The 13151-nt window shown below is 42.3% G+C and carries 15 protein-coding genes; 2 read left to right on the forward strand and 13 right to left on the reverse strand.

Annotated features, from left to right (window positions below):
• The first annotated feature begins 65 nt into the window (after window positions 1–65).
• Complete coding sequence (locus tag GSF13_RS15565) at window positions 66–1253, forward strand: cupin domain-containing protein (protein WP_211866195.1); 1188 nt, start codon at window positions 66–68, stop codon at window positions 1251–1253.
• A 133-nt stretch (window positions 1254–1386) separates the two neighbouring features.
• Entirely contained in the window at window positions 1387–1845 is a 459-nt protein-coding gene (locus GSF13_RS15570; RefSeq protein ID WP_029215775.1) for a GNAT family acetyltransferase, read from the forward strand.
• On the opposite strand, the gene GSF13_RS15575 is transcribed toward GSF13_RS15570, so the two are convergent.
• The 13 genes from GSF13_RS15575 to GSF13_RS15635 all read right to left on the reverse strand — a co-directional run bounded on the left by GSF13_RS15575 (window position 1829) and on the right by GSF13_RS15635 (window position 13097).
• Complete coding sequence (locus GSF13_RS15575; protein ID WP_010604923.1) at window positions 1829–2278, reverse strand: DUF4826 family protein; 450 nt, start codon at window positions 2276–2278, stop codon at window positions 1829–1831. The genes GSF13_RS15570 and GSF13_RS15575 overlap by 17 nt on opposite strands.
• 399 nt (window positions 2279–2677) lie before the next feature.
• On the reverse strand, window positions 2678–3193 hold the full coding sequence (locus GSF13_RS15580) for a hypothetical protein (protein WP_211866197.1): 516 nt from the start codon (window positions 3191–3193) through the stop codon (window positions 2678–2680).
• A gap of 63 nt (window positions 3194–3256) precedes the next feature.
• Window positions 3257–4273 (reverse strand): biotin/lipoyl-containing protein, encoded by a 1017-nt coding sequence (locus GSF13_RS15585; RefSeq protein WP_206472036.1) that lies wholly within the window; start codon window positions 4271–4273, stop codon window positions 3257–3259.
• A 119-nt stretch (window positions 4274–4392) separates the two neighbouring features.
• A complete protein-coding gene (locus GSF13_RS15590; RefSeq protein ID WP_102056913.1) occupies window positions 4393–5343 on the reverse strand; it encodes an ATP-binding protein in 951 nt (316 codons plus the stop codon).
• A gap of 4 nt (window positions 5344–5347) precedes the next feature.
• The gene (locus GSF13_RS15595; RefSeq protein ID WP_010604927.1) at window positions 5348–5887 is read right to left on the reverse strand and encodes a heme NO-binding domain-containing protein; all 540 of its coding nucleotides are present in this window, start codon (window positions 5885–5887) and stop codon (window positions 5348–5350) included.
• A gap of 130 nt (window positions 5888–6017) precedes the next feature.
• Window positions 6018–7415 (reverse strand): hypothetical protein, encoded by a 1398-nt coding sequence (locus tag GSF13_RS15600; RefSeq protein ID WP_211866199.1) that lies wholly within the window; start codon window positions 7413–7415, stop codon window positions 6018–6020.
• Window positions 7416–7515: 100 nt separating this feature from the next.
• Window positions 7516–7812: a DUF1330 domain-containing protein gene (locus GSF13_RS15605; protein WP_211866201.1), complete on the reverse strand. Its 297-nt coding sequence runs from the start codon at window positions 7810–7812 to the stop codon at window positions 7516–7518.
• Window positions 7813–7837: 25 nt separating this feature from the next.
• Window positions 7838–8227 carry a VOC family protein gene (locus GSF13_RS15610; protein WP_010604930.1) on the reverse strand — a complete coding sequence of 130 codons (390 nt, stop codon included), beginning with the start codon at window positions 8225–8227 and terminating at the stop codon, window positions 7838–7840.
• A 118-nt stretch (window positions 8228–8345) separates the two neighbouring features.
• The gene (locus tag GSF13_RS15615; RefSeq protein WP_010604931.1) at window positions 8346–9107 is read right to left on the reverse strand and encodes an SDR family oxidoreductase; all 762 of its coding nucleotides are present in this window, start codon (window positions 9105–9107) and stop codon (window positions 8346–8348) included.
• 6 nt (window positions 9108–9113) lie between these two features.
• Window positions 9114–10001, reverse strand: a complete 888-nt coding sequence (mmsB, locus tag GSF13_RS15620) for a 3-hydroxyisobutyrate dehydrogenase (protein ID WP_099029248.1) — start codon at window positions 9999–10001, stop codon at window positions 9114–9116.
• 12 nt (window positions 10002–10013) lie between these two features.
• Window positions 10014–11153, reverse strand: coding sequence for an enoyl-CoA hydratase/isomerase family protein (locus GSF13_RS15625; RefSeq protein WP_174168768.1), 1140 nt, complete (start codon window positions 11151–11153; stop codon window positions 10014–10016).
• Entirely contained in the window at window positions 11153–11929 is a 777-nt protein-coding gene (locus GSF13_RS15630; RefSeq protein WP_045988106.1) for an enoyl-CoA hydratase, read from the reverse strand. Before GSF13_RS15630 ends, GSF13_RS15625 begins: the two co-directional genes overlap by 1 nt.
• 10 nt (window positions 11930–11939) lie before the next feature.
• A complete protein-coding gene (locus GSF13_RS15635; protein ID WP_010604935.1) occupies window positions 11940–13097 on the reverse strand; it encodes an acyl-CoA dehydrogenase family protein in 1158 nt (385 codons plus the stop codon).
• Between the last annotated feature and the right edge of the window lie 54 nt (window positions 13098–13151).

Consider the following 13151-nt stretch of genomic DNA (forward strand, 5'->3'; position numbering starts at 1 on the left):
TACTACTTGGTATAGAATAAGCGAAAGAGTGCACTCTTTCGCTTTTTTATTACTGGAATTTCCCTATGTATCAACTGCAAATTAATGACCTTACCTTCGAACAATTTCTTGCCCAGTATTGGCAAAAGAAGCCATTACTCATCAAACAAGGATTCCGAGACTTTGAAGACCCAATTGAGCCAGAAGAACTTGCCGGCCTTGCAACTGAAGAATGCATAGAATCTCGAATTGTCACTAATCACGATAATAACTGGGAAGCTCATCACGGCCCTTTTGAACAATTTGATTTACTCACCGATAGTAACAGCACCCTATTGGTCCAAGCCGTTGATCACTGGCACCCACAAGCCGCACAATTAATAGAAGCGTTTAGATTCATACCAAATTGGCGCATAGACGATTTGATGATTAGCTTTTCGACTCCTGGTGGTGGCGTTGGTCCGCACTTAGATCAATATGATGTTTTTATAATTCAAGGACAAGGTAAACGTCATTGGCGAGTTGGCGAACGGGACAACAGCCTAAAGCAATTTGCGCGCAACAAGAGTCTATTACAAGTAGAGCAATTCGAAGCGGTCATTGATGCAGTTCTTGAACCGGGTGATATCTTATATATTCCGCCAGCTTGTCCTCACGAAGGTTATGCAGTTGAGGATGCTTTAAACTACTCAGTTGGCTTTCGAGCGCCTGATCAAAAAGACTTACTTTCAAGCTTTGCTGATCACGTAATTGATATGGAAGCTGGCAAACGCCGTTTTAGCGATCCAGAATTACAACTCAGAGCGTCTATTGGCGAAGTCACCTGCAGCGACCAACAACAGATAAAGTCTCTGCTCAATGCTTTACTTGAAGATAAGGCACTATACAGTCAATGGCTTGGAAAGACACTCAGCGAACCAAAACATGAGATGGATCTCGCGCCATTAGACCCCATAATTGATCCTCTGGAGCTTCTCGAGATCGCCAAAGATAACCCATTGATTTATCGCGCTGGAGGAGTACGTGCTATTTACCAAATCTGTGACGATCATATTTTGTTCAGTGTTAATGGTGAAAACTATGAATTAGACCATCATTGTTTAGATGCCGTAAAGCAGCTAAGCGATCATGTTGTGTTTGAGTTTAATGCAATAATTCCTGCATTAAATAGTTTGGAATTTAAACAAACGTTAACTAAACTGATTAATGATGGGACCTACTTCGTTGAAGACAGTGATCCAGCCGATGCTGACTTCGATGAGGGCTGGGAGTAGAGCCTGTTAGAACAAGATAGCCGCGTTCACAAAAACAACAATATGCCGCGAAATCCTTGATCTTCAAGGTTTTCGCAAGCTCTAGCTTGTCGCTAAACAGGGAATGCAGGTGCAATCTGTAGATGGGGGCAGTATGAGTTATAGGATCAGTAGAGTAACTTGGCAAACCAAAAAATTGGAGCTAAAAGCGATACGCGAGCGCGTATTTGTGTATGAACTTCATATTCCTAAAGAAGTCGAATTTGATCAGCAGGATATCACTGCTGAGCACTTAATCATTATTGACGAATTCGATGGGCCAGTTGGCACAGGGAGACTGTGCGAAGACGGGTTATTAAGCCGCATTGCCATATTCAAATCTCACCGTAATCGAGATGCTTATGCTTCGTTGATCGGGGGACTTGTTGACTTGGCAAAAGACAAAGGCTTTGAAGATGTTTTTATCCAATGCATTTTGGATGAAGTGCCCGAATTTTTACAGTCGGGGTTTTCCACGCATGGGCACGTATTTATGGAAGCTGGCATTCCAAGACAGCGCTTGAAATGCCCTATTCAATCACTCAAGATGGAACCGTTTACGATGCTTCATTAGCCCAAAGTTCATCTTTAGCGAAAAGGTCATATAGACCATGAGCTCGGTTTACTAGTAGATTAGCAAACTGGGCTTGTGTTTTTTCTACTGGCTTTGCAGACATAATTTCTTCTGCTTTCATTTGCCAATGGAATGAAAAATAGCGCAGTGCTTCACGTGCTGTCGCTGCAGCGGAAGCCTCAATATGATCCGTCGGTAGATTACCTGTGATCACCCAATACTTTTTGCCGTTTTGACCTTTGATTTTCCAAAGCGCAACCAATGGCTCAATATAACGACATTCTTTTTCAATTATACTTTGCGGTAACACTCCTTTATCCGCGAGGTGTTTTTGTGCAGCTTGTACGCAGCTACGCTGCCATTGTATTGATCTTTGCTGCTGTTGTTCTGGTGTTAATGTCTCTTGCTGCGGTTGGTTTTGTTCTTCACTCATTGTTCGCCCTTTTATTCTTTTAGATTACCTATTTGCTTTTTACTTTATTGTTATTTACGCAGTGCGTTTCATAGCAAATTATTCAGCAAATCGGTTTTGATTCTTATATATCAAGCACTCGAGCGCTTGCAAAGTTACCTGATACTAAGCTTTTGCAGCCATCACGGCAATACGAACGAATGAATTTTGCATTTATATGATTAATTACTGAGCTGTAAGTTTCGAGAAAGTTTCTTTTTCTATTCTAGCCACATCAACATGATTACTTAAACTCAAGGAATACTGACTATGGCTAGATTATTGTTACTTATCGTCTTTTCATGTAGAGGCTATTAGCGCTGCTCCAAACAGCGCCGTATGTATTGTAAAAAATTTTAATCAGTAGATTGAGACCTCAAATCAATAACCAAAGAAAACCAAAGCTTTGTGGTTTTGAACTGCTGTATCGAAAATGAAGTTTACCGTTTCTATATAGGAGGTTTCTTTAGTGTATGTTTCGTCACTGCCAAGAAAGACCTGTCGACCCTGCTCTAATTCTTCAAGAGGGACGCTGTAGAATTCAGGCCAATCATCATTTTTGGGGATAGGAATAAATGCTTTATGATTAGATGGCGTCACATCTTCCATTATGTCTAGAAAGTCATCATGGCGAACCATCTCACCAAATTCTTGGCACAGCATTTCATATAGATAACCGTAAATAAAGTTGTCTTCGTCGTCCTCATCCGTACTCGTTCCATTTATAATATTCGCCATGCAAGCGGCATATCCCTTAACATCCAGCTCGTCTTCTTGTCCTGCGATTTCATCTCGGTATTTGGATAAAAATCGTTGCAAAAATTGCTGATCTTTACTTCCCCACACCGCTTTTACTTTTTCTGCATCGACTTGATATGCAATGACATTATAACTCATTAAAAATCTCCTTTTTGAGTAAAATAGCTGGTTAACTTCTTTGCAGATGCTACAAGCGCGAAGCTATATCAGCAAAAAATAACCCGCCAGCGCAATAACGATTACACTGGCGGCAAACGTAAACACTTTGCCAGAGCTTGCCCCTCCGACTCCGCTGTTGTTACCCTCCCCTATGCGCTCAATAACTGTAGACTCTGCTCGTAAAGGCGTTGAAGCTGAACTAACATGGTCATTTGTTAAATCAACATAGCTATCGCCAGTTTGAGTACTAAGAGGGGGAGATTCATTTTTAAGCTGTGTGTCAATAACCGTGCTATCGGTTGCTTCAACTGCCGCTATGTCGTTATGCGCTTCTAAATTATCGCATGTAGCCTGATGAGAAGGCCTATTGAACTCGACCAGCGTAGAAGGTTCATTATCCAAAGCTGGATCTAACAATACTTGAGCTATTAAGGCATCAATATTATCTTCTTTCGATTCAGGAAGTGTAGTCTCAGGCCCAATATACTCGGGGTGATACAAAGTGACGATCGTTTCACCTGCAACGACTGCTTGCTCAAGCTTTTTGATAAAATCGCACACTACGCCATCATTGGGAGCACAAACTTCGAGGATGACCTTGTCAGTATAAACATCGCAAAGCCTATCGCCACAAGCAACCTTATCTCCTTCTTTGACATAGATTTCAATAATCGTTGCGCTATCAACAAAATCGGGTAATACATCGATCTGCACATCAATATTGCCTTTTCCTTTCAACTTATGGTCAGTTGTGATGCCTTCATTACTGAGCAACCGATGAACTCTCTTCGGCTCAAGTGCAACTAAGTGGTTTAATTCTGGATCTGGAGTGATTGACATAATAAGCGCATCGGCTTTCAAAACATCGCCTTCGTTCACCACGATTTTACCGATACGGCTGGCTTCTGGCGCTCGTAGCTCCAATACGACCTTACTCGTTTCGATATCACATAAGACTTGATTTTTTGCAACTTGATGTCCTTCGGCTACATAGAGTGTTGCAATTTTTGCAGTATCTATTAACTCAGGCAACACGGGTACTTTCATTTCAACCGTCATAATTTCCCTATTACGTTTGAGTATTAAAAGATGAGGCTCGAAACCTCAGATGAAAATCACTGAGATATATCTGATTTAGTCGATTAACGTATTATAAAATAGGGACAGGCGCAAGCTTTTCACTGCTCCAGAGGAAAGGAAATAGTAAACTGACTACCTACGCCTTCTTGGCTCTGAACATCAATTTTCCCTTTGTGCTCTTTTACAATCGCATGAGTAATGGCAAGTCCCATACCCGTACCTTCACCGACAGGCTTAGTCGTAAAAAAAGGATCGAACAATCTAGGAAGCACATCAGCATCAATTCCAATTCCGTTGTCGCTAACGCTTAAGATAATATCTTGATCGTTACCCGGTGCGAGTAACACTTCTATTGATTTATGCGATTTATGGCTCATGTCTACCGCATATTTAGCATTCACCAAAAGATTGATGATCGCTTGTTTTAGCGCTCCCTCCTTGCAATAGATAGTTGGCACATCTTCGACCGCGACGGTCAGCTCGTATCCCTTAAGTTGACCATGAAGTAAACGAAGCGTGTCTTCAACAATAGACTTTAGAGACGCCCTACCGAAACTATCATTATTGGAGCGGGAGAAATTCATTAAATCGTTTACTATGGTTTTAATTCGCTCGCAGCCGTGCAGCGTATCGTGAACGAGATCTGGCAAATCATTCGTAATTTCGTCAATACGTTGCCTTAAATATATATCAATAAGGCGAGCTTCCAATTGATCTCCTCTCAATTCATTTTGCTCAAGTAATTTTACTGTCTCAAGCAACTGTAATATGGGCGAGATATAATAATTAAGTGACTCAAGGTTACCTGCCACATATGCCAAAGGGTTATTTAATTCATGCGCAACGCCTGCTGATAGTGTCCCTAACGTCGCCATACGTTCGTTGTTTATTAATACGGCTTGTTGATTCTTAAGTTGCGCTAATTGACGTTCAAGTGTTTGATTGGCTAGATATAACGCTCGCGTTTTCTCTTCAAGTAATGACTCGACTTCATCACGTGCACGACGCTCTCTTAGATACGCCTTTTTGTAGTCGTTATATTCAGACATCGAATTAATCCAAATGAAGAATGAGTACGCAATGTTTAGCGCCGCTGTGCATGCACTGTGGATGTTCAATTTTTAGTTTGCGACTGTAAAATTGGGCGGCACCATAAAGAAGCCCTTCCGCACAAAAACACAATTTACGATTCGAGCAATACTCTAATACGATAGTTTTGTCATCTTTCACTATCGCCGCAATTGAGGGGAGGTTCGGTTCATCGTAAAGCTTTTTTACCTCCATGTGTATCACGCTATCGATAGATAAAACCAATTCTTCAAACGACGTAAATTTTGATGAAATACCTTTGTGCTTTTCCGCTAAAAATCCAAATAACGACTGTCCGAAAATGGCCAATACATCTGTCAATGGCTTATTCAATTTGTCAGCAACGCCTTGCGCTAACGCAAATAACTCTGCATCTGGGTAGGATGTAGGGGAAACATAAACCCTTCCCTCAGGTGCATGTGCTTCGAGTAACTCATCCCAAGCTTGCATGCCAATCGCTTCTACAACTAATTCTTCTAAACCTCTAAATATCACGCCGCGCATTAAACTCTCCCTTAACGAAGTTGCTGCGTTATATAGTCAAGACTCAACTCGAAACAAGCCTTTGAATTAACTAGCTTGTTTCGTTCTTAATTAAGTGTAGAACAATATTCGGGATGTAATAGATCTTTCTCTATTCAGCTATAGGAGTTTGTTCGTCAAGTTCAGTTGTATCGAGTTCAATTCTTTCAAGCATAGACATATTGAGAAAGTTATCTAGTTCCTCATTATGCGCATATACCTTTTCTTTTATGCCTTGATAGTAGTCATTTACAATTCCAGCTAAATTGCGCTCCATCCAAGTTTCGACAGAATCTGAGCGTTTAAACGCACCGGGGTTTTCTTCAACATCTTCTAAAATAGATAGCCACATATTGAGCTCAGCTCGCACAGGCATACCTTCTGACTGCTCCATTACGTCATTCATCCAACCGAGCCCCTGATTTTCATAGGCTTTTATCAGCTGATTGTATAACCTACTTTTTTCGTTATCGTCAGCTGGTGCACCTTTAAATTTAACGTATTCTCGATTGTCAGTTCTAAAGTATTCTGTGTTCTCATTTTCGTAATTGAGTTTGCTCAATCTTGCGAACAGGTTATTCGGCTCCCGCGTATCCACTTCGTTTAACATTTCTATAAAAGTAGTTCGGTCATTTGCCTTAACCAAGGTTGCCATATCTAGCATGCCACGACTCGTATCAAAATCAGAATTTGCTATATGCGCGTTCAGATCTAAAAGATCACCGTCTGAGAATTTGTTATCAATGACAAATTTTGCATAGTCATTTAATAATTGGTTGTTCATGTCACCATACTCATTTACATCTTCAAAAAAGCCCAAATCTCTTACATTTAAATCGAAATCAGCATGGCCGTCTTTATCAAGCAGATAAGCTGGTAAATTTGGTTCTGCGAAGACTTTATTGTTAGCTTGCTCCATCAGCTTAGACATGGTCCTCACCGTATCTTTTAATACCTCATCTGACATATTGCTAAGCTTATTTATTAGCTTGGTAGAATAATCATCCTTTTTTGGATCAAGTATGTTGATAGACAACGACTCGACAATAAAATCGGTGAGCTGTCCAAGCTCCTCATCAGTTAATCTGTTAGCAACATCAAGAAGTGCTTCAGTTGGTTTAAAGTGGGAAAACTTTATTTTTTGTTCTTCGTCCAAACGATCGAAAATAGCTAGAAATTCGTCAATTTTCTCTCTTCCTTCAAAATCACCATAGGTATCTTTATAAATATGGCCATTTTCATCCGTCCCCATATGCTCTCGATGAATCCCATAGCGCTTAAGCCCAATCATGCTGAGGTCTAGGTTGAGAAAAAATTCTTTACTGTATGTGACTGGTGATTGTGTGTAAGAAAAATCAATAGTTAATTCATTGTCTGAACTAGGTAATTGATTGGGCTCATCGTCGGCCCTATTTGTCGCAACTTCTCTGACCTTTTCATGTAGTTTTTCTGACGATGTTGAGTTTACAACATTGCCGTTATTCATTTGATATGGTGGTCTTATATTCATAACCTATATCCTTGTTACAAATTCATTTTACCGCGGAGTTATTAAATGTTATCGACCCACATAGAATAAACTTTACCCAATTTTGCTCCTTGTTTTAGCCTTACCTAATGTAGCTTGCCAAAATATCGAACCCACTGACGCTATCTTCAAAGTATCGCGCTTTTACCTCTACATATTCAGCATCACTGAAGAAGGACTCCATTGAAGCTTGATCAGGAAAATATATGGTAAAAAGTCGATTAGCTTGACACTGTCCCTCTGTTAGAAAGGTTTCTGCAATATGAAAATCGTTACTAAATCCACCACCATATTGTCTTAAAATTGGCTTCATCGCTTCACGATATTTGGCATATCGCTCGCTGTTATGAATTTCCATCGCCACTAATATCTCATACATAATTTAACCCTTTTAGAGTAGTTAACTAACATTGCTCATAAAGCTCCAGCGGCAAACCATCAGGATCGCTGAAAAAGGTAAACCGTTTGCCTGTATATTCATCTATTCGAACAGGCTCTACAGCAACTTGATACTGCACAAGGTGTGCAATACAAGCATCAATATCTGATACACTAAATGCTAAATGCCTCAGCCCTTGCGCCTCTGGATGTGATGGTCGCTTGGGAGGATTTGGAAACGAAAACAACTCAACCTGGCTCCCATCAGGCAGCGCAAGATCTAATTTATAGGACGCTCTATCTTTTCGATAGTTCTCCCTGAGTACGTGCAAACCAAGTACTTCGGTATAAAACACTTTTGATCTTTGGTAGTCAGAACAAATAACAGCGACGTGATGTATTCCAGATAACTTCAAGCACTTCTCCTAACTAATTTAATGTCTTTCAAATAAAAAAGCGGCAATTTGCATTGCCGCTTCACACACTCAAGTAGGAACTTGGACTACAAGTTGTAAAACCAAGCCTATTTTTTCATTACAAGCGAATGCCGCCGTCAATCTCAACGACACGTCCCGTAAAGAAATCGTTTTCAATGATATATTTTGCAGTATGGGCAATTTCTTGCGCTTCGCCAAGACGCCCTACTGGCTTCATTTTCACTAGGCGCTCTTTGGCTTCAGGCTTCATTGCATCGGTCATTTTTGTACGGATCACACCTGGCGCAATTGCGCCCACGCGAATACCAAAACGACCTAATTCTTTAGCCCAACTGGTAGTCATCGCAACGACTCCAGACTTTGCCGCTGAATAATTGGTTTGTCCCATATTACCAGCGCGTGCAACGCTCGACATATTAATGATCACGCCACCATTACCCGCTTCTACCATTTTGACAGCAGCTTCGCGACCGCACAGGAAAACACCCGTGAGGTTGACATCAATAACGGATTGAAATTGCGAAAGCGACATTTTGTCGATGACTTGCCCATCTTTTGCTTTGAGTAGCAAACCGTCACGCAAAATACCCGCATTATTAATTAATACCGAAATATCGCCGAAGTCATTTACGATCGCATTAAACACATTTTCGACGTCTGATTCTTGACTAACATTAGCGACATACGTGTTAACTTGGGTGCCGAATTGAGCTAGTTCGTGCTTCGCTTCTGCTAAAACGTCTTCTTGCATATCAATCAGGGCAAGTTTTGCCCCATGCTTTGCCATTTCAGTCGCCATGGCAAGACCTAAGCCTTGCGCACCACCGGTGATCACAACTGTTTTATTGTTAATATCCATAGTGTCCTATTTCTCTGAATAAAGCTTAAAAATCGCACTAAAGTCTTCACTGCCTTTGCCTTGATTTTGCATCAAGTTATACAAATTCTTCGCCAGAGCCCCCATGGGCGTCGCAGAATTCGTTTGCTGCGCAGATTGCATCGCAAGACCAAGATCTTTAGCCATTAAATCAACCATAAAGCCCGGCTTATAACCGTTCGAAGAAGGCACATTTTCTAGTACGTCAGGACATGGGTTGTATAGCTCTAGCGTCCAGTTACGACCAGAGCTGTTTAGCATGATTTCGCTCAATACTTTAGGATCTAAGCCATGATCTACACCCATCTGCAGCGCTTCACTTGTGCCCGCCATTAGTATTGATAACAGCATATTGTTACATATCTTAGCGACTTGTCCGGCACCAATATCTCCAGCATGGAAGATATTCTTACCCATATTGGTCAGTACCACATGCGCACGTTCAAAGTCCGCTTTATTACCACCGACAATAAAAGTTAAGGTACCGGCCGCTGCACCTGCCACACCGCCAGACACTGGCGCATCGACAAATGAAATACCCGATTCTGCCAACTTGTTGCCAACAAACTGAGCAGATCCAGCATCAATGGTCGAGCAATCAATTACTTGTGTGTTTTTGCTAAGGTAATTGATTAATCCGTCATCACCGGTATACACTGCTCGAACATGTTTGCCTGCAGGCAGCATACTGATCACATAATCAGCTTCGCGACATACATCGCTCACAACCGTCGCCTTCGTCGCGCCACTTGCTTCAAGCGTCGCAACGGCCTCTGGGTTCAAATCGAATACACATACTTGGTGGCCAGCCTTTAATAGGTTAATGGCCATTGGACCACCCATATTACCTAAGCCGATAAATCCTACTTGTGCCATTTAAGTCACTCCTTATAAGTCACGCAATGGGTGATCGTTTTCATCCCAGCGAGGTGCAAAAAAGCGTTCTATTGCATCGTCTGTAACCTCGGCGACAGATTTAAATCGCCAATTGGGCTTGCCATCTTTATCGATAAGCAGCGCACGAACACCCTCTTGAAACTCACCAAACTCGCCAGCCGTTACCGACATTCCTAATTCCTGCTTAAAACAGTCTCTTAGTGTTTTGCCTGCACTTCTAGTGAGCTGAGCTTTAACCAATGCAGCACTTAATGGTGAACCATGCTTTAATGCAGCTTGTGCCTTGCTTAGCCATTTGTTGTCAGTGCTATCCAACGCCAAAATAAACTCAACTTGCTCTGATAATTCACGTTTATCATCAAGCGCTTCGAACACCTTGATAAGCGGTTTAATTTCGCTTTTTGGCGGCGCATGAGACGCTTCATCTAGTGACAACAGCAACTGAGTAAGCTTTTCATGATTTAATACATTGGTTTTGCCCCAGTTCACTTCAACTAGGTTTTGTAACAGTAAGCTCAGTTTTTCTGAGTCCATAAAATGATCGGCGAGCCCAACCAGCTTGGCATCCGCAGCGTTAATGTTTGCAGCGGTGAGACCCAAGAATAGTCCAACGCCTTTTGGCATCTTATTGAGGAAATAGCTCCCTCCCACATCAGGGTATAAGCCAATGGTAATTTCCGGCATCGCGATGCGCGACGTTTCGGTCATCACTTTATGGCTTGCGCCGGCCGTTAAGCCCAGTCCGCCCCCCATGATGATGCCATTACCCCAAAGTAGGATTGGCTTATCATAGTTATGGATTTGATAATCTAACCGATACTCTTCACTAAAAAAGGTTTCGATTAATGCGTTACTCGTATCAGACGACATTTCGCGATATAAACTCACGACATCGCCGCCGGCACAAAACGCCTTCTCTCCAGCACCTTTTAGCATAACCATTGCTATTTGCGGGTCGTTTGCCCAAGCGTCTAGTTGTGGCGCGAGCAAACGGATCATATCAAGGTTTAAGGCATTTAACGCTTTTGGTGCATTTAATGTCGCCAGCGCTATTTTCATCCCGTTATGGCACGTTGCCTGTTCGAATATAACCGGCGCCTCTTCGTGATTTATTAGCTCAAATTCAATCATTAGCCATTTACCCAATTCGCTTTGCGCTTCTCTAAAAACGCGTTTACGCCTTCTTTTTGATCTTGCGTATCGAATAGTGTTACGAAAAGTTCGCGTTCAAGCGGCAATGCGCTATTGATTGTGCCAGTGCGGCCTTTTTGAATTAGAGCCTTACAAGCCGTGACCGCAACTGGACTTTGATCTTCTACTTTCTTAGCAAGTTCAAGCGCAGCTTCCAGTGCTTTACCCTGCTCGACCACTTCTTCAACTAAGCCAATTTGCTGTGCTTTATCAGCTTTTAAGCGCTCACCGCATAAAATCATGCGTTTTGCCCAGCCTTCGCCTACAAGCCACGACAAGTTTTGTGTGCCGCCAGCACAAGGTAACAACCCTACTTTCGCCTCAGGGAGTGCCATTTGTGCTTGAGCTTCGGCGATGCGGATATCGCATGCTAGTGCTACTTCTAAACCGCCACCCATTGCAAAACCATTGATAGCAGCAATAGATACGCCTCTAAAGTCGCTGAGTGTTTCAAACGCTTCGCCAAATACTCGAGACATATCCGCAGCGACTCCTTTGTCACCGTCGGCAAATACGTTTAGATCCGCACCTGCTGAAAAGAACTTTTCACCTTCGCCAGTGATCACTAACGAATAGATTTCTTTATCTGCGTTCAATTCGATAACTAGATCTTTAAGTGCAATTAGTGTGTCTTTTGTCCACGTATTCGCAGGTGGATTTGACATAGTAACAACGGCAGTATGGCCTTGTTTTTCGAGTTTTAATTGTGCAGTCATGATACTCTCCTTATAGGACGCTTGCCGCGCCTTCAGCTAAGATCCGACGTGCAATAATTACACGCATGATTTCGTTTGTACCTTCAAGGATCTGATGAACACGTACGTCACGTAAATGACGTTCAAGTGGATATTCTTTGATATACCCGTAACCGCCATGAATTTGCAGTGCATCATCACACACCTTAGTGCCCACATCAGTGGCAAAACGCTTCGCCATTGCGCAATAAGTGGTCTTTTCTGGGTCGTTGCTATCCAGCTTAAATGCCGCAAGTCGAACCATTTGGCGTGCAGCCACAAGTTCTGTATTCATATCTGCAATTTTAAATTGCAGTGCTTGGAACGCCGCTAATGGTTTACCAAACTGAGAACGCTCTTGCATATACTGCTTGGCGGTATTAAGTGCTTGCTGGGCTGTACCAATCGAGCAAGTTGCAATATTAATACGACCACCATCAAGGCCTTGCATCGCAAATTTGAAGCCTTCGCCTTCTTGGCCTAGCAGGTTGGCAGCTGGGATACGGACATTTTCAAGCGTGATAAGGCGCGTAGGTTGAGCGTTCCACCCCATTTTTTCTTCTGCTTTGCCATAAATAACGCCATCAGCATCGGCAGGTACAACAAAGGCCGAAATACCTTTTGGACCTGCTTCACCAGTTCTTGCCATTACTACCAATACGTCAGTTTCACCCGCGCCTGAGATAAACATCTTAGAGCCAGACAAAACGTACTCGTCGCCTTCTTTTATTGCTTTTGTTTTCAGCGATGCAGCATCAGAGCCAGAACCAGGCTCTGTTAGACAGTAAGAAGCCAGTAGCTCACCTGTTACTAACTGATCCATATATTTTGCTTTGGTTTCTTCCGTTGCAAAGCTCGCTATCATCCACGTTGCCATGTTATGGATAGTCAACATGGCGGTTGTCGCTGTACAACCCATTGAAAGTTGTTCAAAAATAATACTTGAGTCAAGGCGAGATAAACCCAGACCACCTGCCTCTTCAGGCGTATATAGACCGCAAAAACCAAGCTCACCTGCTTTTTGAATTACGTCTTTTGGAAAAATGTGCTCTTGATCCCATTTTGCTGCATGTGGAGCAAGCTCGCTCATTGCAAATTGGTGCGCCATATCGGCAAATGCTTGTTGATCTTCGTTTAGGTTAAAGTCCACGCTAGACCTCTCTTGCTGTTCTGACACCCTGAATGTGTGTCGGTAATTCTTATC

The organism is Pseudoalteromonas sp. M8 (assembly GCF_018141365.1).
GTDB lineage: Bacteria > Pseudomonadota > Gammaproteobacteria > Enterobacterales > Alteromonadaceae > Pseudoalteromonas.

Coding starts and splice junctions, on each gene's coding strand:
- GSF13_RS15600 (WP_211866199.1), bottom strand. CDS start 7,415: ATGAATATAAGACCACCATATCAAATGAATAACGGCAATGTTGTAAAC.
- GSF13_RS15565 (WP_211866195.1), top strand. CDS start 66: ATGTATCAACTGCAAATTAATGACCTTACCTTCGAACAATTTCTTGCC.
- GSF13_RS15595 (WP_010604927.1), bottom strand. CDS start 5,887: ATGCGCGGCGTGATATTTAGAGGTTTAGAAGAATTAGTTGTAGAAGCG.
- GSF13_RS15625 (WP_174168768.1), bottom strand. CDS start 11,153: ATGATTGAATTTGAGCTAATAAATCACGAAGAGGCGCCGGTTATATTC.
- mmsB (WP_099029248.1), bottom strand. CDS start 10,001: ATGGCACAAGTAGGATTTATCGGCTTAGGTAATATGGGTGGTCCAATG.
- GSF13_RS15590 (WP_102056913.1), bottom strand. CDS start 5,343: ATGTCTGAATATAACGACTACAAAAAGGCGTATCTAAGAGAGCGTCGT.
- GSF13_RS15615 (WP_010604931.1), bottom strand. CDS start 9,107: ATGGATATTAACAATAAAACAGTTGTGATCACCGGTGGTGCGCAAGGC.
- GSF13_RS15605 (WP_211866201.1), bottom strand. CDS start 7,812: ATGTATGAGATATTAGTGGCGATGGAAATTCATAACAGCGAGCGATAT.
- GSF13_RS15585 (WP_206472036.1), bottom strand. CDS start 4,273: ATGACGGTTGAAATGAAAGTACCCGTGTTGCCTGAGTTAATAGATACT.
- GSF13_RS15630 (WP_045988106.1), bottom strand. CDS start 11,929: ATGACTGCACAATTAAAACTCGAAAAACAAGGCCATACTGCCGTTGTT.
- GSF13_RS15570 (WP_029215775.1), top strand. CDS start 1,387: ATGAGTTATAGGATCAGTAGAGTAACTTGGCAAACCAAAAAATTGGAG.
- GSF13_RS15580 (WP_211866197.1), bottom strand. CDS start 3,193: ATGAGTTATAATGTCATTGCATATCAAGTCGATGCAGAAAAAGTAAAA.
- GSF13_RS15575 (WP_010604923.1), bottom strand. CDS start 2,278: ATGAGTGAAGAACAAAACCAACCGCAGCAAGAGACATTAACACCAGAA.